This is a genomic window from Paenibacillus sp. NPDC057934 (assembly GCF_042887565.1).
Classification (GTDB): Bacteria; Bacillota; Bacilli; order Paenibacillales; family Paenibacillaceae; genus Paenibacillus_AQ.
In genome coordinates this window covers 39,712-64,415 of sequence record NZ_JBHVPB010000003.1, presented here as the reverse complement: position 1 = coordinate 64,415, position 24,704 = coordinate 39,712, and the positions used below count along the sequence as shown (strand labels likewise).

The following is a 24,704-nucleotide window of genomic DNA, read 5'->3' as shown; positions in this document are numbered from 1 at the left end:
TAGCGTGGATTGAAAAGTATATTTTATAATATGAGAACCTATCTGATATGACAGATAGGTTTCTTGTATTTTATTTTCACCACATGCGCAGTTCAAACGGACTATCATTCTCCAGATTAAGCCCATAATTCTCATGGTAAGCCCCTTCGGTCAGAGCTAAAACTTTGCCGTCCAGGTAAGCCACCAAAGCATTATTCTTGCTTAACTTCTCTTTCTCATGGGTAAAAATATTAATGGTATATTGCTGGGCATTGCGCAGTAAACGTGAGAGGTCTTCAATGCTCTGCTGCCCGTTCAATTCCGTAATGATTTCTTCCCCTTCTTTAAAGGGAACGATTACAGATGTGGTATGACTATCAATGACCTCGAAATGCTCAGCAGCAGTCTTATAGCTATTAACTAAGAACAATGGCAATGCTTCTTGATGTCTCTGACGATATGCTTGGTAATACTTATTTTCCATCCGCTGGGACGACAATAAATCCGTCATATTCTCCCCAAGCTTGGGAATGAAATAATTCAGACTAGACTCAAACTCCGTATAAAATTCTTGAAAATATCTTTCCATGGCCTGTACAGACAGAAGGCTACCACCATGAGAAGACGGATCTCGCTTCAAATCCACGAGAATCTTTGCTGAGATTTCCTTACCTCTCTGAATCTCTTTTAATTTGCTCACATTTTCCTCTGCATGATCAATAACATACACCTGCTGCACATCATCCTCACCATGGCGATTACATCGCCCTGCTGCCTGAGCGATTGAATCCAACCCTGCCAAGGAACGAATTACACACTTGAAGCTTACATCGACACCAGCTTCGATAAGCTGTGTACTGATACAAATGACTGGACTTCGATCCTTAAGTTTCCCCTTCACCTCTGCCAATATTTCATTACGATGAGCCGCACACATAGAGGTGCTCAGATGATATACAGACACAGGCAAACTCTGCTCCTGCAGCTTCTGGTATAGGGTTTTAACAACGGTTTTGGTATTAAGGATGACCAGTACACTCTGGATCTCTTCTACCTTTTCCATAACAAAATCAACTAGCTTGTCACTATCAAATTGTTCCCCCGTTGCCCTATCCACAATATTCACCCGTTTGAATGCTTGAATGACATGATCCAGGCCACCTATCATTTCGGCTTCCGGCTCGATGTTCAGCTTGTGTTGAACATAATCCAACTCAGGTTGTGTAGCCGTACAGAGGACGATGCTGGAACGCGCGTGGGTTTTCAAAAAATTAACCGCTTGATTAAACAGAGAGATACACGACACCGGGACCTTCTGCACCTCATCAAAAATAATCACCGACTCACTCAAGTTATGCAGTCTCCGAATGTTCCGGCTCCCGTCGGCATAGAAGACATTCAGAAATTGCACCATGGTAGTAAAGATAATAGGAGAATCCCAATTATCCTTAGCCAGCTTTAACTTTTGCCGCAGATTGATCAGACCGTCTTCGAGTTCATCATCCTCTTTTTCTTCTTCAACTACATTAGAGTGATGCTCCAGAATATGAGCCTCATCCTGTAAAATATTGCGGACTTCCTTAGCGTTCTGTTCGATAATTGTTGTGTAGGGGACTACATAAATGATGTGCTTTTTCTCAAACTCCTTGGCGTGCCCCAACGCATATCTCAAACTCGCCAGCGTCTTTCCACCACCCGTTGGGATGGACAGCGTATAAATTCCGGATGCCTTGGCAGCAAACTGGTCACACTGATCTGACATCTCTCTTCTTAAGCGATTGATGGGGGAATCAGAACCTTCTTGTTCCGTGAAAGATTCAATTTTAGTCATCAATCTCTCGTAAAATACTCCGAACAACTCTTCATGATTGACTGGTTCATCTACCTTGTTCTCTTCAAAACATCGAGTGTTCGTCCGGTCTGCATCAATCAGTGCACTAAAAATAAATTTAGTCAGAAACATAAGTTGCTGCTCTCTACTAGTCCCAGCATCTTTTTGCAGATACGAATTCAATTCCTTGACTGCCTGATTTACGTACTCGTGGAACTTCGTTTCATCCATAACCTGCTTAAAAAAGTTGGTTTCAGACCAATCGAATTCTTCAAGGTTCTTCTCTTTCACACGACGTAAGTAATTGGATTCCAAATCTGGATTCAAAAAGTCCTGCAAATAAGAATGGTGAGAAATAATAGCATTGCCTACGATCTCAGCCAAAATCATTCTGTTCATAGTATCCACTTTATCGTTGCTATTCTTGTTATGATCATGAAACAACTTAAATAACAGTTTCCCTCCCGCAGTAGAATGATCTACGCTGCCTCGCTTGGGAGGCATCTCCGGGTGGTACACAGCCATAAGTATGTATTCCTTAAATTCTTCAGTGTATTTCCCCATGTCATGGAGCACACCGGCAAGCCCGGCGATATGCTTAACACCTATTTTATCCCCAAATTCCTCTGCCAGAGCTTGTACGCCCGTTAAGTGCTCAGCAACAGTCTGTATTTTCTTGTCACTTTCTCGGATATGAGCGATATATTCTTCCATTCGATCTCTCCTTTAGGGATTAATCACAAACTAGATTGGCGTGGATGTAGTGCATTGTTCCCTCCTTCATAAGGATATAGAACTACTCATATTAAGATAATTCTCCAAAAAATATAAATATCCTTGCTTATTTCCTAAATTATCTAATATATTGGTGGATTTTTTGTAAAATTGTGTTTGAAGAGAATTGATATGAGGTTATCTATAGTCGAAAAAGAGGTTTGGTTCATAAAATAGGCGATGACAAACAGGAGTATGGATTAACTGCCATACTCCTGTTTAAGGGGAAGTGACCGCTTTGAGGAGGATGTTTACCGCTTAATATTCAAGTCCCACACTCCCGCGTAGGGAGCGACCCTACGATCACAGCAGACAAAACGACTCCAACATTTCAATCCACGCTCCCGCGTAGGGAGTGACAGATAAATTAATTCCTATTGCATATAGCACAACATTTCAATCCACACTCCCGCGTAAGGAGTGACGCAGACACGCTAAGAGATAAAGGTTACTGTGTATTTCAATCCACACTCCCGCGTAGGGAGTGACTTGCTGGTATGTGGCTCCGGTAACTTCAGTTAAATTTCAATCCACACTCCCGCGTAGGGAGTGACTTGCGTGATTCACTCACTGGTGTAGCCAATTCGATTTCAATCCAGACTCCCGCGTAGGGAGCGACACCGGTAACGTTGTGTATGCCATGCGAGACATGGAATTTCAATCCACGCTCCCGCGTAGGGAGCGACATAGAGCGATGGGGCAGGGGTATCCAGTGCACAATTTCAATCCACGCTCCCGCGTAGGGAGCGACGAATGATCGCGGCGGCGACCTCGTTGTCTATGCATTTCAATCCACGCTCCCGCGTAGGGAGCGACTTGAGTCACATGGGGATTACGCAGCCTGGGCGGACATTTCAATCCACGCTCCCGCGTAGGGAGCGACTTGAACTTCTTCCGGGAGCCTCGCGCTAACTCCGATTTCAATCCACGCTCCCGCGTAGGGAGCGACGCCCTCCCTTTCTTGTTTCACATAAGTGGGGGCAATTTCAATCCACGCTCCCGCGTAGGGAGCGACCACAACGGGATTATTGAAGTAAAAGCATTTAATAATTTCAATCCACGCTCCCGCGTAGGGAGCGACGAATACTTGCCGCTTCTCCTGTGGGAGCGACACAAAGTTTTAAATGTTTCTCCTCAATGCTTAAGTATTTCAATCCACGCTCCCGCGTAGGGAGCGACGTCCACAACCTCAAACCTTATGACCCAGGTCTGATTTCAATCCACGCTCCCGCGTAGGGAGCGACGGAATCGTCCATCCAGACAAGGCTTAGTTTGTAATAAATTTCAATCCACGCTCCCGCGTAGGGAGCGACGCAATTAGAGGCGGAGTTCGAACCGTTGCTAGAATTTCAATCCACGCTCCCGCGTAGGGAGCGACTAACGGTTCCCGCTGACTATTGCAACGATCACTATTTCAATCCACGCTCCCGCGTAGGGAGCGACCGTTTCGACCAGTATCGCCATTCTTGATTACTTTATTTCAATCCACGCTCCCGCGTAGGGAGCGACGAGCCTGCCTCCATCCCTGATCTGCCGGAGGAATTCCTATTTCAATCCACGCTCCCGCGTAGGGAGCGACGGAACATCGCAATGCAAGCCTTTGAGGTAGCCAATTTCAATCCACGCTCCCGCGTAGGGAGCGACCCTTATCTCGATGAGATCTCCCATCTGGCGAAGGTCATTTCAATCCACGCTCCCGCGTAGGGAGCGACTGCTCTAAGGTTTGTCCTCTGCACTGCACGTGCGATTTCAATCCACGCTCCCGCGTAGGGAGCGACTTGGTTTTCATTATTTTTCCCCTTTCGTATACACATATTTCAATCCACGCTCCCGCGTAGGGAGCGACGTTTAATATCAAAAAGATATTTCTTAACCTTCTCCTATTTCAATCCACGCTCCCGCGTAGGGAGCGACTGACTATATTGTCGTCTTCCCGGGTGGATGGAAAATTTCAATCCACGCTCCCGCGTAGGGAGCGACTACAATGCCGATTAGTGGAGAAGTTGATAATGGAATTTCAATCCACGCTCCCGCGTAGGGAGCGACTGCTAAGGAGTTATTAGATCAAACAGGTAAATTTATTTCAATCCACGCTCCCGCGTAGGGAGCGACTATGACGCCCAACGCATTGCACTTACCGGATGGATTTCAATCCACGCTCCCGCGTAGGGAGCGACCGGTGGTGTCCTACGGGAATATCGCGAGGTTAAGCGATTTCAATCCACGCTCCCGCGTAGGGAGCGACGTAAAAATGTTTTGCTACCGGGTCCAAGCCGAATTTCAATCCACGCTCCCGCGTAGGGAGCGACCCAATACCCGGAAATCACTGAGGAATACGGCGTTCCACATTTCAATCCACGCTCCCGCGTAGGGAGCGACAGCGAATCTCAACCATAAAAAGGATAAAAAACCTTTTTACACACCTAAATCGCACCAAATCTCTTCAATATAAACTCTTATATCAGCATCCCAGGATTTTTCCACACAAATAATGTAAAAATATTGGTGCGGAGGACCCGGGGTTTTCATGTGAGCTATACATTCGCACTTGGATTTCCCCCTACTTGATAGCAGGACTATCTCCTTATACTATTTCTTTTCCAATATGTAGAATCCCTCTTCTTATCCCAAAAAAGTAAAGTTGTGATTAGCCCTGTAATCTCCTAAAGCCCACTCTCCTCCCCTCGCACCCTCTGATACCACATCACCGGCTCCTCGTATACACGCTGAGACAATCGCCAAAGAATCCCTTCTGTTTTATGCAGTAAACGTCTAACATCTTCGTACCTAACGTTCGCATCATGCGTAACATCCAGTTCAGTTGCAAGACACTTCAATGTCCCCCAGAACACAATAATATCAAGGCCGTGATCAGATTCTGTATGGAGCAGATGCAACTGTTCTTCCATCGAAAGATTTCTATAGTTAGCATATCCATCTAACTTCTTTACGTACAATGCTTGAACCATATCTGACAGTGCCCATTCGCATAAAATGTAACACATTTTAAACTGACGGTGATCATACATAATCCAGGCCATTTGCATATGATATCCGGGAGCATCAAGATAGCGGTTATTCAACGGTTTCTTTTCCAATAGCACTCTCCTTTCTCCGAAATATCTGGTCTGTCTTTCCTTGAGTCTATTCGATTGAGCAGCCTATTTTAAGTGATACTTAATAAGTATTTTCATGATAAAACTACTATATAGTAGCACAGCCCAACACAACCTCCATAACAAAAAAAGCAAGCTGACCTCAGCGCTCCAAGATCCTCCTGCATATTTACTTCCCCCTTATATCCCAACGCAAAAACAGCCCCCCACTCTCGTGGGGGGCCGCCTTCATCACATCACTTGCTCTTAACTCGCAAGCTATTTATTTCACCGATCCCGTCATTCCCGCTACGAAATGCTTCTGCATCACGAAGAATACGATGGCTGTTGGCAAGGTGGCGATGACGATCGCCACCATGATCAGGCCGTAGTCCGGCGCATAACCTGATCCCAGGGTGGAGATCAGCAGCGGAATGGTCTTCTGGTTCGGTGATTGCAAAACAATCAACGGCCACAGGTAACTGTTCCAGCTCGACATGAAGGTGATAATCCCTGCTGCCGCATAGGTTGTTTTCATGGTAGGCATGAAGATTTTGAAGAAGATGCCCAGCTCCGTCAGACCATCAATACGTCCGGCCTCCAGCATGTCCTTAGGGAACATCTTGGAATTCTGACGGAAGAAGAAGATCAGGAATGCCGTCGTAATGGTCGGGAGCATCACAGACGCCACCGTATCAATACCAATTCCAGGGATGGTATTAGAGATACCCGCGAACATCTGGTACAGTGGAATCATCAGGGCGGCGAATGGAATCATCATCGACAGCAGCAAGATGTTAAATACAACATCCTTCGCCTTACTACGGAACATCTCGAAGCCGTAACCAGCGAGTGAGGCGATGATAATCGACAGGACTGTAGTCAGGACAGAGATTCTAGCCGAGTTCCAGAGCGCAGTCCATAGATCAGTCGTTTCGATCAGCTTCGATAAGTTCTCCCATAGATAGTTACCCGGCAGAAGTCTGCCTTTGGTTACATCTACGGATTTATTCGTTGCACTGATTATCATCCACAGGAACGGAAATACCGAAATGAAGGTAGCAATGCTCAGAAACACATAGGTGAATATACGTTTTGGATTTCTCATTTCTTATCACCTGCCACTTTAAATTGAAGGAACGACAGCAGAACAATAAGAATGACGATCACATAGGATACTGTCGCCGCATATCCAAAGTCAGCCGTGTATTTAAACGACAGGTTATAGATATAGTTCGAGATGGACATGGTGGAGTTACCCGGTCCGCCTTTGGTAATGTTCACGATCTCATCGAAAATTTGCAGGGTACCAATCGTCGAAGTAACAGAAGTGAACAGGATAACCGGTTTGAGCAGCGGCACTGTAATTTGGGTGAATTGTTTAAAGGCAGAAGCACCGTCAATACGTGCAGCTTCATAAATGGAGCCATCGATATTTTGCAGAGCGGACAAATAGAAAATCATGTTATACCCGGTCCAGCGCCATGTAATGGCGATAATAATCGTAATTTTGGCCCAGAACGGGTCTGTAATCCACTCCACGGGAGCAGAAATAATCGACAGCTTCAGCAGCATCGCATTAATCAGACCATCGGATCCAAACAAATATTTGAACACAACAGAGTAAGCGACAAGAGAAGTTACTGCAGGCAAGAAGATCGCCGTACGGAAGAACCCACGGAATTTAAGCTTGGAGTCATTCAACAGTACAGAGATGAACATTGCGAGCAGAATCATTAAAGGCACCTGAACAATTAGATAGATAAAGGTGTTAAATAGCGCTGTTCTGAAGGTCGTATCCGAGAACAAGCGCGTATAGTTGGATAACCCTGTATAGGTGAGGTTGGTGCCTGTTCCTGTTTTAAATGACAAGAAAAGCGCCTGAATCATTGGATAGAAATAGAATGAGGCAATCATAACTACAGAAATCAGGACAAAGCCCCATCCTGTCAAATTATACTTAGCGGTCATGCTTAGCCCACGTTTCTTAGCATTCATCGTAGCAAGGTCTCCTCTCTGGCTGCAAAATAACCCGCCGGACGCTTTGGATCTCACGATGCCGCAGCGCCCAAGGGTTACATAATGCTCAAATACTTACGTGTTTTACTTAATTTGCGTCTCTGCCTGAGCCTGAGCATCTTTCATGACTTGATCCAGGTTCTTGCCATTAAGATAGTTGTTCATTTCGACTACCAGAATATCTTCGATGGCATAGGTAGACACACCGTAGTTCACGTTAGGAATTTGCGCTGTCCATTCGGAGAAGTCTTTTACAATTTGCTGACCGCCAAAGAACTCATCGGTTTTCTTGTAGGCTTCACTTTCCGCAGCTGTTTTCAACGTTCCAATCGCTCCGATTTTGTTAAGCAGTTCTTCGTACATCCCAACATCAGATCCAAACGTTTCTGCCAGGAAGTCTTCCGCCAGTTCAGCACCAGGAACATTCATGACGTACCACGAGCTTCCGCCCAGGTTAGAGGCATGTGTTGCATTCGGTGTGTTAGGCAATTTTGGCAAAGGAAGTACAGCCCATTTTCCAGATTGAGAAACTTCAGCTTTCACGGAAGGCGTCAACCAGTTCCCCGAAGGTACAGTGACCACATCGCCATTGTTGATGAAGGAGATGAATTGACTCCAGTCGGCATTGATCTTCACGATCTTGGAATCCAGCATTTCTTTGTACAGCGAGAAGGCTTCCTTCAATGTACTGTTATCGGCCAAATCAGGCGTCTTGCCATCCTCTTTCATATACCAGGAATGTCCGGATTGAATCATGACACGAACGAAGCCCAGATCACTTGGTGAGAAGGTAATCATGTCCTTGCCTGTTTTTTCTTTGACCACTTTACCGATTTCAATGTATCTGTTCCAATCGATGTCTTTCAGATCGTCAATTGTGAAGCCGGCTTGCTCGATAATATCTTTACGGACATACAGTCCAGTTACACCGGAGTCAAAAGGAACACCGTATTGCTTGCCGTCCATGCTTGTCGGTCCAATTTTGTAATCCGCATAATCTGATCCCTTGATCTTGTTGCTCAAATCATAGAAGGACTCTGGATACGATTGCAGGAAACCTTTGGAACGATAGTCTTCGATCAATACGATGTTGGGAAGACCTTTGGTAGTTCCCGAGTTAAGTCCTGTATTCATTTTCTGAATAATGTCGCCTTGGGCATATTCAACAATGTTAATTTTCACGTCCGGGTGTTTCTTATTGTAAGTCTCTTTGGCAATGTTCAATGCTGCGATGTTAAAGGCAGGGTCCCATGCCCAGATTGTAAGTTCTTTCTGACCATCCCCGGATGCAGCTTCTTTATTAGATCCACCGGAAGAGCAACCCACCAGCAATACCATACAAGCCAATACTAAGAGTAGTGCTTTTTTCATTTGTCCCGCCCCTTTGACTGATTATGATGTAAGATCCGCTTTAAAGCGATTTCATGAAAATTACTGAAAACGCTTACTAGGCATGAATTAATGATATCACCGGGCAACAATGTAACGTTAGAACATCCTTTATATAGATTTGTTCTTTTGTTGCCCGAATGCACATTACGCTTAATACCGGCATGTATTATTTTTGGATTATAGTAATTCCATTAGATTTTGTACCGCTTACATCACTTATTTTCCGTCTTTTCGATTAAAGGAAGCGTTATCTTTACTCTGGTCCCTTCACCAACGGTACTGGTAATGTTCACTTGAAACTCTTCACCATACAACAGTCCGATCCGATCATTCACATTGGCGACCCCGATGCCGGAGAACAGCTTACTGGAATGCTTGGGCACCTTGTTCTGAGCTGAATTCAGGAGATCTCCCTCTTCCCCGCCCGTCAGTTCCATGCCATCACCGTTGTCGATTACCTCGCAGAGTAGCCTTTGCCCCTCCCTCGCAATTAAAACATGGATAACACCTTCTGTTTTGCGGTTAAAGGCATGAAAGAATGCATTCTCGATGAATGGCTGAATAATCAGCTTGGGAACCTGATACTGCACGCAATCCGGCGCAACAAAGAAATGAACCCGAATCCGCTCCCCGTAACGGATATGATTGATGAACACATAACTCTTCAGATTCACAAGCTCCTGCTCTACGGACACTGTCTCGTACACATTACTGATCGTATTTTGCAAAAGAGAGATTAACGCATGAATGGTTTGTTCAGCCTTATCCTTACTACCCTGCTGCACAAGGAATTTGACCGAAGCCAAGGTATTGTATAGAAAATGAGGGTTAATCTGCTGCTGAAGGGCTGCGAGCTCCGCCTTTCTCTGTCCTTTTTGCGTCTCCACCAGCCTGTCCACATAATCATGGATCTCATCCAGCATATAATTGTATGCCCGCCCCAGCTCCCGAATCTCATAGCCCCCGGATACCTTGACATAGTTATGAAAATTACGGCGCGTCACTTTGGACATCTGGCGGGCCAGCAGCGTAATCGACCGGGTCATTCTCTGCGAGATCAGGAAGACAACTACCAGAGCAATAAGCACAATAAAGAGACAGATGAGTACCACACTGCGTGTGTTTACCATCTGTCCGAGCACTTTTTGCTGGTCAATCATATTCACCAGATAAAAGTCATACGAAGGCAAATATTGCACGAGCATCAGCTTGTCCCGATCCATGATATGGACCTTCCTGGCTTGTTGTCCTTGCTCCTGAACCAACTTGGCCTCATGCAGCAGTTCGTCATTCTTCTGTCCCTCAAGGTCAGACAGGTTGCTTGTTACCACGGTTCCATTACGATCAAGCACAATGAAGTCGTTGCCTTCACTGGAGAAATTATTATAGAACGGCTTGAAGCTGCTCTCATCAATAGCGATGTACAACATGCCGTATTGCTGTTCTGTCGTACGCTCCCGCAACACTTTTGTAGCGACAATGGCATGCTTCCCCTGCTCATCCCGATAATATTGATACATCATTCTGCCAGGCTGCTCTGCTGCATAGGTCGTTATAGCACTGCGGTTAAGCTCCCGCGCTGTTGGTTTATCATAATTCACTACGCCCGTATAATCCCGGCCATTCTTACCGATTACCGACAGACCCACCGAATAGCTAGTGATCCCGGATTGAATTCGATTCATTTGCTGAGTCATGTTGTAATAGGAGTTCATTACACGGTACAACTGGTCCGATTCCTTTTCGGTCAGATAGCTCTTTAGCGTCACACTCTGCTGGGCTTGATTGGCTGCAAGTACAACCGAGTAGTGAAAGGACTCGAAGTTATTATGAATCTGATCCAGCACTTTAGAGTTGGTAATGCTGAAGGTCTTCAGAAACAGCTGCTGCGTCATACGCAGATTGGTCCATACCACGGATACGGCAATTGCAATGATACAACCCACCATGACCAAAAATATTTTAATAAACAGTCCCTGAAATCGTAATCGTTCAAGTCGCTCCTTCATCCCTGCTCCTTCTCCACTCGTGTATAATATTGTCGTCTGTATTGGCTCGGAGAAATGCCTGTATTCTTCTTAAAAACTTTGCAGAAATAACTATGATCCGAGTAGCCGACCATGCTGCCGATCTCAGAGATCGAGTGATCACTGCCCCGTAATAAATCAGCAGCCTTATCTATGCGAACCCGGTTCAAATGCTCCTTGAAGCCCTCGTGATGATGGGCAGCGAAGAAGCTAGATAAATACGAAGGATTGAAATGAAATTGCTTAGCCATCTCGGTTAATGTGATCGGCTCCGTATAATTTCTGTCAATGTAATCAAGCAGCAGCTTCATATTGGGATTGCCATCATGGAAAGAAGATGTAGCCTCATGAATGCTGCGATCGATTTGCGTCCGGAACTGCTCGAGCAGCGTAATAATATCTGTTACATGTCCGGCTTCTTCTATGGATTTGAAATAGCTATATTTCGCCTCATTCAGCGCGTCTGAGCTCATGTTCATCGTGCCCAGCAACTGAATGACGTTGAAGATCAGATTACCGATTAAGGATTTGAATTCAAATACATCCGTATTGTACGACTCCGATTGCTGCGCAATGAATTGATAGAGCACTCCGAAGCCTTCCTCAAGCTGCAACCTACGAATATGCTCCATCAAAGCGTGCAACGTGGTGTCATTTAAGGACGCTGAGGCTCTGATAACCTTTTCAAAATGCGGCAGCTCAGACGGTGCAAGCACCATCGGCACTGGCAGGAAAAAGCGATAGGATAGCAATGGCAAGAAGCTGCGATGAAAGGTGCCCCCTAGTTGATCCAGTGAATGAAAAGGCCCGCTAAGCGCCCAAACGAAGTCCCCACTATCTGTAACAGAAGAAGGGTACAATAGCTTCAGCTTGGACAAAAGAACAGTCTCTACCTCAGCATCTTGTCCGATATTCACAACATAAGCTCTCAGTTCTGGGTGTCTTGGGATGGAATTCACCGGCAATGGATAGAGGGTCATCTCCGAAATAAGCGCTTGCAAAGATTCCAACAGTTGCTCACCCTCATCCACAGCAGTGCCCATTATGTAATACTTCCGGTAAGGAAACCATTCTGCCAGGATCGACGGATCTACTTCCACCTCATAGCGGTCAACGAGCTTCTCCAGTACCTGGTTCAACGTGATCGTGTAATCGGCTTGCGGTTTCCTTTGCAGACTGGCGGGAAGTCTTTCTACCGTTCTCTCCAGCACACTCAGCAGCATCTTCGTCTCCAGATGTGGCTTGAGAATATAATCAGACACACCGCTTTGGAAGGTGGAACGAACATAATCAAACTCACTGAAGCTGCTAAGCACGATCACTTCAATATCCGGCCAGCTATGCTTAATCAGACGAGTCAGCTCTTCGCCGTCCATCACCGGCATGACGACATCGGTAAGCACGATATGTGGAGATAGCTCCTCAATCAGTTCCAACGCTTCTTTGCCATTGGAAGCCTCACCTACGATACAGAAGCCATGCTGTTCCCAATTCAGTATATGTTTGACGCCTTGTCTAACCAACAGTTCATCATCAACAACCAACACTCTGTATAGCTCACTCATGCTGTTCACCCCTTATTGAAGAGCCCATGCTCACTAATCACGAATACTATACTAAATTATCTTATAACCTTTTAAAAGACAACCAGCTTCATCCCGCAACAAAAAAAGCAAGCTGATCCCGGTCCCCCAAGATCCTCCTGCCTTCAGCATTCTTTATATGTTATCGTGCAAAAAACGGCTTCTCATAATTAGCATCCATTTGGTACACCAAAATATAATTCACGTCATTATCGCTACTTACGGAAGGTCCCTTGACGATTCTGTCTGACTCATTACTCAGGGCTATTGTTCTTAGCCTGTCCCGATTCTTACGGGAGATAGATGAGACTTTATAGGCTTGCCCCGCTTTCTCAAGGCTGCCCTCATTACCGCGTGGTTTGCTCATTTAAAATCCCTCCGAACAAATAATTGAGTACGTTCATAAATTCCTTGTTGTCCTCGGAGAGCTGCTCGAAGTGCTTCGCTGTCAGTTCCAGAGGGCCAATCAAATGGATCGTAATTACCAATTCCTTACCTAGAGGATAACACACAATATATTCAGCAGCAACATGCACCCGGTACAGAAAAAATTGAACCGTTCCCTGTAAAAAAGCATCCAGCACCAGAATCCGGTCCTTACCGTTACGGCCGTCGTTGTCCTCAAACGCATAGAAGCGGTCTTTGCCGACATTGCCAGCCACCTGCCTGATCCCGTCATTGCCTTCTGCACGCCAAATGGCCGCTCCCCGGATTCGGAATTGCTCCAGTGACGAGATGTCATAGCTGGTTCTGACAGCCTCATATAATTTATTATATTCCCCGCCAGCCGAGAGGTTCGAGGGCCGGACATAATTGATGAAGAACATCAGCAGCATATCCTTCATCCGAATGTCCCGCTCCAGGCTGTGAATCTTGACATAGGGATCGGCAAAATGCTGCTTTTCCCCGATTTGCCGGGTAATTTTCGCACAAGCCACACTTACAGCAGCCGTATAATTATTATCATCCCGCAATTCATAATACAGCAAAGTAAGTCCCAGCAGATCCGAAGGCAGACGAAATCCATCGATCCCTTGTCCATCTACTTCTTGCGGCACCGAGCGCGGCAAGATGAAGAAGACCCGTTCACGCTTTAATTTGCCCCAGAACATTCCCAGCTCAAAAATAGTGTTGTCCCGTGGTGCTAAATACACCTTCCCGCGCAGAGTGACAAGGTCATCTGGGGCCAGCACAAAAACAGCAAAGCTGCTCTGCGTGAGCTGCTCGTCCAGATCTTCCATCGTGTAACGGTTTTCATTAAAAACGCCAGCGGTCCACGGTGTCACCGTAGCCACATAGCTCAAATTTTCGTTAATGGCATCCACATAATGCTTCGCCTCAAGGGATGATCCTATAAATACTTTGGGTTTGTTCACGACAATGACCCTCTCTTTGTTATTTTATGAAGATAACAAAAGATTGCTGGCCTTTAGTGCTTGGAATTCATCTTAATATGACAAATAACTAGAATTATATCACGCCCATATTTACATATATATACTTTTACTAAAGAAAGATTCCATATCCAATATAAATTTTAAGCGTTATCAATATAAATGGTGATAAATGTAATAAGTATAGATTTAAAGATTTAAGCATGGGTATTTATCTCATTCTTAAAATGCATCATAAAATTGCTTTATTAGTCCATTCGAAAAACCCTTGATGAAGGATATCCCAGTATCACTGGATGCTACGGCTACAGGGTTATTTAACAGGAAAATATACCGTTAATCATGGATTTTTAAGCGCCATCTCCAGAATAACGGGAAATTCTCCCGTTAATTCTTCCATTCATACGAAATTGAAGCTAATCAGCGAAATTAACAGGAGTTTTTCCTGTTATTGTTAGAGAGAAGCCGTAATTTCGCCTAATTAACGCCCATTTTTCCAGTTATTTAACCGGGCAGTTACACTATGCTCACACCTACTACCTGCACATACAACTACAACCTGCACTTACATCTACGCCTTTACACATGCATTCACACTTACTCTTATATCCACACACCTAACCTTACATCCATACCTGCATTTGCATCCACATCTGCTCCTACATCCACACCTACTCTTACACCCATACCTGCCCTTACGTCCGCATCTGCTTTTACATCCATACCTACACTTGCATCAACACCTGCCTCTACATCCACACCTACTCTTACACCCATACCTACCCTTACTACCACACCTACTACCTATACCTTCAAACTATATCTACTCACTCACCACGCTCGAATCCAGAAAACACTCCCCCTCGCCTACCCCTGCAGCGCCTTGCGCACGCTGAGAATATACTTCGACTGATCCAGCGGGTTCACACCACGGCGGGTGCGCTCGGCGGTAACGTCGGGCGGGCATTCTTCGTATCCGGCAAAAAAAGAAGTGAACGTGCTGCGCCCCTTCGTGAAGGAGCTTAGCGTGACCGGATAATCGAGCGATGTCGCCAGCGGCAGACGGCCTTCGATGACCATCCGGTCGCCCAGCAGCACCGGCGGCTCGAAGGTGCCGCGCATCTGCACGAGGTCGTTCATGACGCGACCACCGTTCTCCTCGGGCACCACAATCCGCACCTGGAGCACCGGCTCCAGCAACTTGGTGCCAACGCGGGCCAGCCCGTCCATGATGCCCATTGGCGTCGCCACGGCAAAATCCAGCGGGTGGGTATGCCACACATGGTGCTGCCCCTCCACCAATGTCACCTTCAGGTCGGTGACCTCCCAGCCGTACAATCCCTGCTGCAAGGCCTCCGGCACTCGCCGGGCCGTCTCATTCTGGTATTGCGGCAGCAGGTCGGAGCTGCGCACGACCGAATCGTAAACCAGGCCGCTGCCCAGCGGCCCTGGTTCAATCTGGAACCGCAAGATCGCCCAGCAGGGCTTAGGCATTGTATAGGCGATGAAGCCTTCACCCGCACGTGCAGGCGTCTCTTTATAGATCACCGACGGCTGCCCGAAGGTGACTGCAAGGCCGTAACGACTCTCCATCACGCTGCCGAGAATCTCCAGTTGAATCGGCCCCATCACCTTGATGTGCAGCTCCCGTTCCTCCGGGAGCCACTGCGCATCCAGCAGCGGGTCTTCGTCGGCCAGCTCCTGCATGGCGGCAATCACTTTGTGATCGTCTGCTGCTTCTGCCCAATGTACACGCACCGTCAGCAGCGGTACCGCGAGCTTAGCCTCTTGCGGAATCGCATCTGGACGGCCTAATACATCGCCGATCCGCACCCCTGACAGGCCGTACACCACGCCGATATCTCCGGCTTCCAGAGCGCCAATATCCTCAGTACGACCACCCTCGACCTTACGGATCTGGGTAATCTTGCCCTGGATATTCTGCGAGTAATTCTGCACAGCATCACGATTGCGAATCGTACCCTCGTACAAGCGGACAAAAGCCATCCGCCCCATACTTTTATCCCGCTGAATGTTATATACAATGCCGGATACGGGAAGCTCTGCATCTCCGCCCGCTCTTGGGAAATACTGAATCATAGCGTCCAGCAAGGCAGTAACGCCCATTCCCTTGGCAGCGGCACCATAGACCAGCGGAAACAGCTCCGCAGCTGCTGCACGATCCGCAAGATGGTTCCGCCATATGGCAAGATCAAGTGAATCGCCAGCCATATAGGTCTCCAGCAAAGCCTCATCCCGCTCAGCCAAGGCTTCCAGCAGTTCAGTCTGCGCAGCGGAATCCGCGCCATTCTCCCATAAATCCGCAGTGCCGGCATAATCCTGCTCCCTGCCAAGAGGCTCTTGAATCGGGATAATATCCCCGGATAGATACGTATGGGCCTGAGCCAGCACCGCTTCCGGGTTCGCGCCGGTCCGGTCCATTTTATTCATAAATATAATTGTGGGAATCTTCAGCTTACGCAGGGCGCTCCAGATCATCTCGCTTTGCGCCTGCACGCCCTCGACTGCAGAGAGAATCAGCACCGCGCAGTCCATCACCCGGAGTGAGCGCTCAACCTCTGAGAGAAAATCGACGTGGCCTGGAGTATCGACCAAATTCACCTGTACCCCTTTCCACGCAAAGGAAGCCAGCGCCGCCCGTACCGATATCCCCCGCTGACGTTCCACATCAAGCGAATCGGTCAGCGCCGTGCCGGTATCGACGCTACCTAGCGAACGGATGCGACCGCTCTCATATAAAATATGCTCCGTTGTTGTCGTCTTTCCGGCATCAACATGGGCAAAAATTCCGATATTAATCCGTTCCATCCTCTGCTGCCCCATCTCTATAGATCTCCTGTCACTCACTTAAAAGTTATAAGTTTATTATAAGTTCCTGCAACATTTTGAGACAATCCCCCATCTAAGAAGATAAGAGGTGAGGCACAATGAAGAAAATGACATTCATCCATAGCGCTAAACAAATGACGATAGCGTGCAGTATTCTAGCGGCAAGCGTGTCCTTCGGGACATCGGCATTTGCATTCTCCGATCTGAAGGGAGATCCGGCGGAGGCCAAGATTAATGCCCTGCATAAGGATGGCATGATTAACGGTGTTACGAGTGACAAGTTCGCGCCGAAGAGCAGTGTAACCTTTGCACAAGGCATTCAATTCATCGTCAGCGGTTTAAAGCTGTCGCCGAAGCCCGATGCCGGTAGCACGGGCACTGTAAGCAGTTATTTTTCCCATGTAAACGATAAAGCCTGGTATGCCTCTGCTTTCCTGACCGCGAAGCAGAACGGACTTCCACTCGACAAGAATGTGGACCCTAACGCAGCGATGTCGCGCGCGCAGTTCGCACACCTGCTCGCTGAAGCGCTCAAGACAAAAGGCAATTTCCCAGTGACGATGATGTTTTTTAATATTACAGACGGGGACAAACTCTCCAATGAAGTTATGAGTAACCTGCAAATTCTGCTCAACACACATCTTGTTCAGCTGGACAAGAACGGGAAATTCCGGCCAAATGATCCCGTAACCCGCTCACAAGCCGCAGCCTGGATTTACGATACGGCCCAATTCGCCAAGAACATTGCAGCACCAGATGATAGCGCCAATGCACCAGGCTACAACTACGAGACGGATATCAACGTGACCAAAGCTTCAGAGGGCGTCAATAAAGTGACATTGACCGTGAACAACCTGCCTAACCCCGGCTATGGACTGGTGATTGAGAAGATCGAGTTTGGCAAAGACAAGACAGCTACGATCTATTTCAATGTAACAGACCCTGAGCCTGGGAAAATGTATCCGCAGGTCATTACCAAAGGTTCAGCAGTTACGTACCTTCCGGAAGGCTACACAGCCGTAGCAAAGTCCGTGAACGGTACCAGCTCCCCAGCTCCAGGTATCAAGTAATACACGTGGAAGACAAGTAACCACTAGAAAACAATATAAGCAGGCTATGATTTCCCGCGGGGAGCATGGCCTGCTTTTTTACCTTTCGCAAAGCATCGATTATATGAGTCCGTATTTCTTCAGCGCATACTCAATTCCGCCCTCGCTGGATGATCTCGTCACAAAGTCTGCGGATTGCTTAAGTCTGTCCCCTGCATTGCCCATGGCAATACCAAGGCCAGCGTCTCCTTCAAGGCCCGCAGTCTCTCCGCATCCTGGACTCCATTCATGGAGAAGTCTTCAGTGTAAAAGGACAATCCATGATTCTTCATTCGTGCGAACTCAAAAACCTCCCTGAGATAATCCAGCTTCATCGGCAGCTTATGGATCACTTCATCTTTATGCTTCGCATATCCTCCGTTCGCGGTAATCACAGTTTCAATGCCAAGCTGGCTAAGTTCTCCACACATGGACAGCGGTCGCCCGGTGGCTGCCCCCACCTTGATACCGTTCCTGTGCAACGCCCGGAGCGCTGCTCGGGTATCCTCCAGAATCCTGCCATCCTCATGACTCGTAAGCGTTCCGTCTATGTCGAAGAAAACCATTTTACAATCCATATGTATCCTCCTGAACATGTCATAGATTACACCTGTTCTCTATTTTGAAACGATTGCAGATAATCATGGATCTCTTCCTTAGGCATCTCCAGCAGACTGGAGAGCAAGGTCTGAATGGACCGGAGCGTAGCGATCCTCTCGTCGATTTCCTGGATTTTATCACGTACCCGTTCCTTCAAAATCTCCTCACCAGACTCCAGCGAATATTTCCCTATACCCTGGTTGAGATCATGGAGAATTTCTTTGATTTGCTTTAGAGGATACCCCAGAGATTGGGCATCCTTAATGAACCGGATCTTCACCACATAATCCTCGGAGTATACGCGGTAGCCATTGGCAATCCGTGCCGGAGGGGGCAGGATACCAGAATCCTCATAGTAACGGATCGTCGCCATGCTGACCCCTGTCTGCTTCGCCAGCTCCCCGCGTGTCATTCCTTCCATGTCAGTGCCCCCCTGTCTTGTGCCTCATGTCCAGCTTACATTCTTTTCTTCGTGTAAAGGTCGTCGAACTTCACTTCCGGATAATCGGCAGAAGGCCCGTCCATTAATTGCTGTTCTTCTCCTTTTAAATATTGGTCGAAGAAGGCCCGAACGTAGGATCTGGTAATATCAACATTATGGACCGGATCTATGTCCTTCGCAAAAAGGGACGGGGCTAGCAGGGCAATATCTGTGAAGCTCTGGTGAAAGAAAGGCTCCACCGTCAAATAATAGGTGTCGCTGGTGCTATGCGTCATTGCCGACTCCAGATCGGGAATAAACTCCTCATAGAACACTTTGTCCTTGTTCGTTATTGAGGCGTCGAGCATCTTCGCCGTGCCGCCAGTCATCATGTACATGAAAGGCTGCTTGAGGCCGGTATGGGCAACATCACCCCAGAATCCGCCCTCCAGACTGACCCCTGCCTTGAACCGGTCATCCTGCGCAAGTGCCTCTGCAGTCGTTGCCCCGCCGTAGGAATGCCCGAAGATACCGACATGATCCAAGTCCAGCTTGCCTTGCAGCAACCCATCTGGGTCTTGCACATTCCACACTTCAAGGGTATCCAGAACAAAGCGACTATCCTCCACACGAATTCCAACGCCTTTGATGTTCTGCCGGTACACCTCTGCCGAGGTCGAAAATTCTGGATCAGGTTTATAAAGTGCAGCATGACCATCCAGGAACGTGACTTTGGCCGAGGTGTAAGGATGATCCATACCCACCACAATATATCCGTTGCTTACGAGCTCCTCAATAGCGGTCAGACTCTGAAAGCGGGTGGAGCGAACCCCCGGTGAGAATAACACCACTGGATAATGGTCTTGGTCCGATGAAACTGTGACTCCATCTACTACATGTGTAGGCACCAGGCCTACATAATCAAACAGCTGCTTCGGAAAGCCGAACACCAGACTGATGGCTTCTCCCAAGTCTCCTGGATAATGCTCCTTCGGCTTCCCTTTGGCCTGATCCGGGTCTACTGGATACCACACATTCACCATCAGTTCGCGCTTGCTGCCAGGCTGGTCCCCCAAAGTCTCTGTACGGGATTCATCCGTCAGCTGACGGGATACCGTGCCAATCGCATATTTTCCAGACGGCTCAGGCATGGTGAACACAGGCAACAGTACGCTCAGATATACCGCCACACCCGATAATGCCAGAACCAGAACAGACAGCAGGCTCTTGCTCCACCAGGACCGGATACGCGCTTGGCCGATAGGTTTGATCTGTCTAACCAACAACACGATAATCAGCACCAGTGCTACGGCATAGGCGGGAACCATTTGTAACCGGACCTTATCTATAATGGCGTGCAACAGCACAATCAGTCCTAAGGACCACAACATAATGGTGTTCCAGCGCCGCTCTCTTTTTCCAAAGAGCATTCCGCCTGTAACGGCCAGAACCACCAGCACAACAACAACTTCCAGTAATCTCATGAGCAATACCCCCAACATCTATGATACATACACCTTAAACGTTGAAGTATACTGCAAGGTCAAGCTTCTTTGATTAAATTTAGTTAATCATTAGATTAGGCGAAGCTCCATTCGCATATCGGACTCTATATACTTATTGTCAGCAATAGGTACATCTATAAAGTTATATTTTCTATATAAGGCTATGGCCGGGACAAGTTTGTGGTTGGTGTACAGAATGATTTTCGCTGACTGTTCCTGTCTCGCAACCTTTAAGCAATGATCCATTAAGCGTCTTCCGATCCCCAGTCTCTGATATTGCTCGGTTACTGCGAACTTGGCTAGTTCGAATACAGCATCATCCACTCTGATCAAAGATGCCGTTCCTACCACCTCACCGCGATACATGGCCAGAAAGATAAACCCACCCTTATCCAAAATAATCTCTCCAGGATTGGCTAAGATTCTCTCATCTTCCGGCTCCACGGAGACATACTTCTCCAGCCACTCATAAGACAGCCTTCTAAAATCCTCATGGTATTGTTTCTCATAATTAATGATTTCGATCGTACTCATATCGCATGTCTCTCCTTATCGGTTGTCTCACCTTCAATCAAGTGTAGTGACGCTTGCCACCTTTTTTAACCAATTCCCAATCCGTCTCTATGTTAGTCCGCATCCTGTGCAGCAGCTTTAAAGCAACTTCCAGTTCGGCTTCGGAAAAGCCCTGCAAGGCTACAGAATTGGAGTACTCCTCTTCTCTTTTTAAAAACGGATAGATTCGTCTTCCTTCTGCTGTTGGGTACAGCTTCAATATCTTCTTGTTGTCTGGATCACTTTGCTTCTCTATCAGTCCACCCGAGACAAGATTTTTAATGGAACGCGAAGCCGTTGTCCGATCCACCTTCAGCATATCTGCAACCCGCTCCTGAATAATGCCAGGGTTCTCGCATATCCGTACAAGATATAAATATTGCCCTTTCGCAAGGTGAATTTCTTTAAATTCGATATTGCTGATAGATTCAAAACATCTGGCAATCATACCGACTTCTCTCAGTATTTCTTTCATGGGGGTAGCTCCTAGCGTGTAATGAGATTCATTATTTTTGTTGCATTCACAACATTATATTATATCAAAATTGTTGTAAACGCAACAAAATAGAATAACATTAGCGTCCAACCGCCTGAAAATAACGATAAATCTTGTTCAGCTTCACCTTATGCCGTCCACGCGGACTCTCCATACTACCGAATTCGAAGAACTTCACCTTCTTGATGCCGACATAATTGAGTAATCCTTTGCGCATTAAAGCCTTGTGCGCGTTGTTCAGGAACAACAGCAGATAGTTGGCAGGTCCTTGCATGACCGAGATACAGACGGCCGATTTCCCTTTCAGCAGCCCCTCCGGCAGCAGCTTACCTGTATCCTTATAAGCAAATCCCGACGCGAACATTTGGTCAATATAGCCCATAAGCATCGCCGGTGGCCGCCCCCACCAGATCGGATATATGAATACAATCTTATCTGCCCATAGAAGCTGTTCCCGGTACTTGGCAAGCGCGGGTTCTGTGTGCATATCCCGTCTGCGCTTATGCTCATTGAACACCAGAACGGGATCAAAGCCTTCTTCGTAAAGATCCAGCACCTTAATTTCACTGATGTTGCTATTCTCCTGGCTGCCTCTAAGAACCTCCTCTAGAAAGGCGTAGCTCAAGCTTTGATGATTGGGATGCGTATAGATGACGAGCATTTTCATAATTTGAACCCCTTTACTTATCATTTGATAACAAAATGGTAGCACGGTCAATAATTAGTTGTCAATTGATAATATTCATTTGATAATTGTTTTTTGATAATTAATTTGCTATGTTGTCAAGGGAGGGGATTCTGTGGACAAGAGTGCTATTTTTCAAAAATTCTTGGCTTTTACAGCTGCTGTGCATCAAATATCGAATGATTTCACCAAAGATGTCAGACCGGGTGATATTACCACCGTTCAATATAAGATCCTCGAATACATTGCTGTCAGTCAGCCATCTACGCTCAGCAGTATCAGTGAATGTATGCATATGTCCATGCCGAATACGAGCCGGGAAATCAAGAAGCTAAGCGAGAAGCAGTTCTGTGAGAAGGTTACTGATCTGGAGGACCGGCGCAAACAATACATCCGGCTGTCGGCCAAAGGGGAAGCGCTGATGAATGAAGTGTTCCGCCGGATTGAAGCCCAGTTCGATGAACGCTTACAGGACATCTCCGAAGACGAGCTGAAGGAGTTAGAGCAAGCTATAGATCTGCTGCATACGAAAGTGTTTTATTGATTCATTGCCAGCTGACCCGATTCTTCAGTAGTTTGCACGGGTAAGTATGAACAACATTGCTGTCGGTATTCTCAATAGTTCGTTCAAAACAAAAAAATGACCCTCTTTCGGGGTCATTTTTTCCATCAAGGGGAACAACGTACCATCACTTACATGTCGGTCGGCCCCATTATATTTATTCTTCGTAATGACTAATGTCCCCATGCAATACAATTTCCGGGACACCCTCAGTAATATCAATACGGCAAAGGCTTGTTGGATGAATCTCGGGTAGCCCCCAAAGCTCCATCATTGCCTTCCCTTCGAAATAAGCCATCAGCAGCTTAATCGTTATGGTATGCGTAACAATAAGCACGGATTGCCCTTCATGTTTCTCCAGAATTTCCTGCAATTTATGAAGTGCCCTTGCCTGCACCTGTCCATAAGTCTCACTTCCCTCCAGCTCGAACTTCTCGGGGTCCTTCCAGAAGTTATGCCACTGCTCAGGATAGCGGGGCGCTACCTCAGAATGCAAGCTTCCTTCCCATAAGCCGAAGCCCATCTCCATAAATGCTTCCGAGGTCTCCAGAGGGATACTGCGCTCTCCGCGTACAAGCTCTGCGGTCCGCACCGCCCGGGGACTGGGGCTTGAGTAGATGGCATCCAGCGGAACGGCATGCATCCCTTTTCTAAGCCACTCCCCCTGTTGCAGCCCCCGTGGGGTCAGGGGCGAATCCTCAGATCCTTGCATCCGATGTACCAGATTCCACTCTGTTTCTCCATGCCGTGTCAAATATATTTTCGTACTTCCCATGACAAGATCCAGCTCCCATTCCTCTAGAATGAGCCAATATTAACATACTTACTCTTCCTTGTCTGTTCATTCCTGCCTAACCGCTCAACATAATCTTCCCGGTATTCCTACCGGGAGAAGCCGCCGCATGAACAGCCTCCCTAATCTCTGTCAGCGGGTAACACGCCGCCGGATTCATCAGTGATAAGCGCCCCTCCATGATCATAGAGATGATCCGGTTAAAGGTCGCCTGCCACGTCTGTACAGAGACCTGCTGATTCCAGTGTCGCAGGTGGAACAACTTGATCTCGATGCTGCCTCTGCGACTCAGTTCCGCCCCATTCAACGGGATGCCAGACAGCAGTCCAAGCGTTACGAAGGTACCGCCACGGCGAAGGCACATGGATAATTCCATGCCTGAAGGTCCGCCAATTGAATCAATGACGGCAGTGGCGCCGTCCTCCTCCGTCAGTTCCATCACCGTATCGTATAGTGATGCCGTTGTCGTATCAATCACTTGAGACGCGCCCAGCCGGAGCAGCTCCTCTGTATAGTAATTACTGCGAGTTACGGCGATCAGGCGGAATCCGAGCATTTTGGAGAATTGAGCCAGGATACGTCCAAACGCAGAACCGGCCGCATTGACCACTAGCGTATCTCCCGGGTTCAGCTTCAATATCTCCGTACAAATGACCCATGCGGTGACCGGGTTTATGTAAAGTTGTGCAGCCGTATAATCATCCATCCCGTCAGGGACAGAAACCGCCCATTCTGCGGGAGCCGTCACATATTCCTGCCACGTCCCTTCCCCGCGCAAGGGCAACACACGGCTGCCCATAAGTGCCGGGGATACGTCCCGTCCCACTGCGATCACTATTCCTACACCTTCGTACCCGGGAATAGCAGGAAGTGAGGTGCGGTGAGCGTAAGCTCCAGTAATCGGAATCAGGTCAGAGGGATTCACTGGAGAAGCCAGCATCCGCACAAGAATCTTACCGGCGCCCGGAAATTCAATGGGTTTAAGCTCATATTGTACGCTATCCCTCGGGCTTCCAAATTCGTAAAATCTTACACACCCGCCTTCCATGGCAACCACT

The 24,704-nt window shown here is 47.3% G+C and carries 22 protein-coding genes and 1 CRISPR repeat array; of the genes, 2 read left to right on the top strand and 20 right to left on the bottom strand.

The genetic code is table 11. The annotated features are described in order from the left end of the window. Positions 1-76: 76 nt before the first annotated feature. From cas3 to ACFVRY_RS07690, 11 genes are all read right to left on the bottom strand, one after another. The gene (gene cas3, locus ACFVRY_RS07740; protein ID WP_387498928.1) at positions 77-2,524 is read right to left on the bottom strand and encodes a CRISPR-associated helicase Cas3'; all 2,448 of its coding nucleotides are present in this window, start codon (positions 2,522-2,524) and stop codon (positions 77-79) included. 388 nt (positions 2,525-2,912) lie between these two features. Next, a CRISPR array of direct repeats spans positions 2,913-4,963; the repeat unit is 32 nt; unit sequence ATTTCAATCCACGCTCCCGCGTAGGGAGCGAC. Between the two features lie 284 nt (positions 4,964-5,247). Further along, positions 5,248-5,682: a hypothetical protein gene (locus tag ACFVRY_RS07735; protein WP_387498926.1), complete on the bottom strand. Its 435-nt coding sequence runs from the start codon at positions 5,680-5,682 to the stop codon at positions 5,248-5,250. A gap of 280 nt (positions 5,683-5,962) precedes the next feature. Beyond that, positions 5,963-6,787, bottom strand: a complete 825-nt coding sequence (locus tag ACFVRY_RS07730) for a carbohydrate ABC transporter permease (RefSeq protein ID WP_387498924.1) — start codon at positions 6,785-6,787, stop codon at positions 5,963-5,965. Beyond that, positions 6,784-7,677, bottom strand: a complete 894-nt coding sequence (locus ACFVRY_RS07725) for a carbohydrate ABC transporter permease (protein ID WP_387498922.1) — start codon at positions 7,675-7,677, stop codon at positions 6,784-6,786. The genes ACFVRY_RS07730 and ACFVRY_RS07725 overlap by 4 nt, the downstream gene beginning before the upstream one ends. Before the next feature lie 105 nt (positions 7,678-7,782). Then, a complete protein-coding gene (locus ACFVRY_RS07720; protein WP_387498920.1) occupies positions 7,783-9,069 on the bottom strand; it encodes an ABC transporter substrate-binding protein in 1,287 nt (428 codons plus the stop codon). A gap of 233 nt (positions 9,070-9,302) precedes the next feature. Further along, positions 9,303-11,099: a cache domain-containing sensor histidine kinase gene (locus ACFVRY_RS07715; RefSeq protein WP_387498918.1), complete on the bottom strand. Its 1,797-nt coding sequence runs from the start codon at positions 11,097-11,099 to the stop codon at positions 9,303-9,305. Beyond that, complete coding sequence (locus tag ACFVRY_RS07710) at positions 11,096-12,682, bottom strand: response regulator (protein ID WP_387498916.1); 1,587 nt, start codon at positions 12,680-12,682, stop codon at positions 11,096-11,098. The genes ACFVRY_RS07715 and ACFVRY_RS07710 overlap by 4 nt, the downstream gene beginning before the upstream one ends. A gap of 160 nt (positions 12,683-12,842) precedes the next feature. Then, positions 12,843-13,067, bottom strand: coding sequence for a hypothetical protein (locus tag ACFVRY_RS07705; protein ID WP_387498914.1), 225 nt, complete (start codon positions 13,065-13,067; stop codon positions 12,843-12,845). Beyond that, positions 13,048-14,076, bottom strand: coding sequence for a TIR domain-containing protein (locus ACFVRY_RS07700; protein ID WP_387498912.1), 1,029 nt, complete (start codon positions 14,074-14,076; stop codon positions 13,048-13,050). Before ACFVRY_RS07700 ends, ACFVRY_RS07705 begins: the two co-directional genes overlap by 20 nt. Before the next feature lie 621 nt (positions 14,077-14,697). Continuing rightward, positions 14,698-14,871, bottom strand: a complete 174-nt coding sequence (locus tag ACFVRY_RS07695; RefSeq protein WP_387498911.1) for a hypothetical protein — start codon at positions 14,869-14,871, stop codon at positions 14,698-14,700. Positions 14,872-14,961: 90 nt separating this feature from the next. Beyond that, positions 14,962-16,938: a GTP-binding protein gene (locus ACFVRY_RS07690; protein WP_387498909.1), complete on the bottom strand. Its 1,977-nt coding sequence runs from the start codon at positions 16,936-16,938 to the stop codon at positions 14,962-14,964. Between the two features lie 104 nt (positions 16,939-17,042). Between ACFVRY_RS07690 and ACFVRY_RS07685 the strand changes: the two genes are divergently transcribed. After that, the gene (locus ACFVRY_RS07685) at positions 17,043-18,014 is read left to right on the top strand and encodes an S-layer homology domain-containing protein (RefSeq protein WP_387498907.1); all 972 of its coding nucleotides are present in this window, start codon (positions 17,043-17,045) and stop codon (positions 18,012-18,014) included. A gap of 99 nt (positions 18,015-18,113) precedes the next feature. On the opposite strand, the gene ACFVRY_RS07680 is transcribed toward ACFVRY_RS07685, so the two are convergent. The 7 genes from ACFVRY_RS07680 to ACFVRY_RS07650 all read right to left on the bottom strand — a co-directional run bounded on the left by ACFVRY_RS07680 (position 18,114) and on the right by ACFVRY_RS07650 (position 22,273). Continuing rightward, complete coding sequence (locus ACFVRY_RS07680) at positions 18,114-18,218, bottom strand: HAD hydrolase family protein (RefSeq protein ID WP_387498905.1); 105 nt, start codon at positions 18,216-18,218, stop codon at positions 18,114-18,116. After that, positions 18,173-18,610, bottom strand: a complete 438-nt coding sequence (locus ACFVRY_RS07675) for an HAD-IIB family hydrolase (protein WP_387498903.1) — start codon at positions 18,608-18,610, stop codon at positions 18,173-18,175. Before ACFVRY_RS07675 ends, ACFVRY_RS07680 begins: the two co-directional genes overlap by 46 nt. A 26-nt stretch (positions 18,611-18,636) precedes the next feature. Further along, complete coding sequence (locus tag ACFVRY_RS07670) at positions 18,637-19,053, bottom strand: MerR family transcriptional regulator (RefSeq protein WP_387498901.1); 417 nt, start codon at positions 19,051-19,053, stop codon at positions 18,637-18,639. Positions 19,054-19,088: 35 nt separating this feature from the next. Beyond that, entirely contained in the window at positions 19,089-20,537 is a 1,449-nt protein-coding gene (locus tag ACFVRY_RS07665) for an alpha/beta hydrolase family protein (protein ID WP_387498899.1), read from the bottom strand. Between the two features lie 90 nt (positions 20,538-20,627). Then, positions 20,628-21,092 carry a GNAT family N-acetyltransferase gene (locus tag ACFVRY_RS07660; RefSeq protein WP_387498897.1) on the bottom strand — a complete coding sequence of 155 codons (465 nt, stop codon included), beginning with the start codon at positions 21,090-21,092 and terminating at the stop codon, positions 20,628-20,630. A gap of 37 nt (positions 21,093-21,129) precedes the next feature. Continuing rightward, complete coding sequence (locus ACFVRY_RS07655) at positions 21,130-21,585, bottom strand: MarR family winged helix-turn-helix transcriptional regulator (RefSeq protein WP_387498895.1); 456 nt, start codon at positions 21,583-21,585, stop codon at positions 21,130-21,132. 100 nt (positions 21,586-21,685) lie between these two features. After that, positions 21,686-22,273: an NAD(P)H-dependent oxidoreductase gene (locus tag ACFVRY_RS07650; protein WP_387498893.1), complete on the bottom strand. Its 588-nt coding sequence runs from the start codon at positions 22,271-22,273 to the stop codon at positions 21,686-21,688. Between the two features lie 133 nt (positions 22,274-22,406). Between ACFVRY_RS07650 and ACFVRY_RS07645 the strand changes: the two genes are divergently transcribed. Next, a complete protein-coding gene (locus tag ACFVRY_RS07645) occupies positions 22,407-22,835 on the top strand; it encodes a MarR family winged helix-turn-helix transcriptional regulator (protein ID WP_387498891.1) in 429 nt (142 codons plus the stop codon). A gap of 175 nt (positions 22,836-23,010) precedes the next feature. Here ACFVRY_RS07645 and ACFVRY_RS07640 read toward each other — a convergent pair whose 3' ends face one another. Next, on the bottom strand, positions 23,011-23,628 hold the full coding sequence (locus ACFVRY_RS07640) for a histidine phosphatase family protein (protein WP_387498889.1): 618 nt from the start codon (positions 23,626-23,628) through the stop codon (positions 23,011-23,013). Positions 23,629-23,704: 76 nt separating this feature from the next. Further along, the gene (locus ACFVRY_RS07635) at positions 23,705-24,694 is read right to left on the bottom strand and encodes a zinc-dependent alcohol dehydrogenase family protein (RefSeq protein WP_387498887.1); all 990 of its coding nucleotides are present in this window, start codon (positions 24,692-24,694) and stop codon (positions 23,705-23,707) included. Between the last annotated feature and the right edge of the window lie 10 nt (positions 24,695-24,704).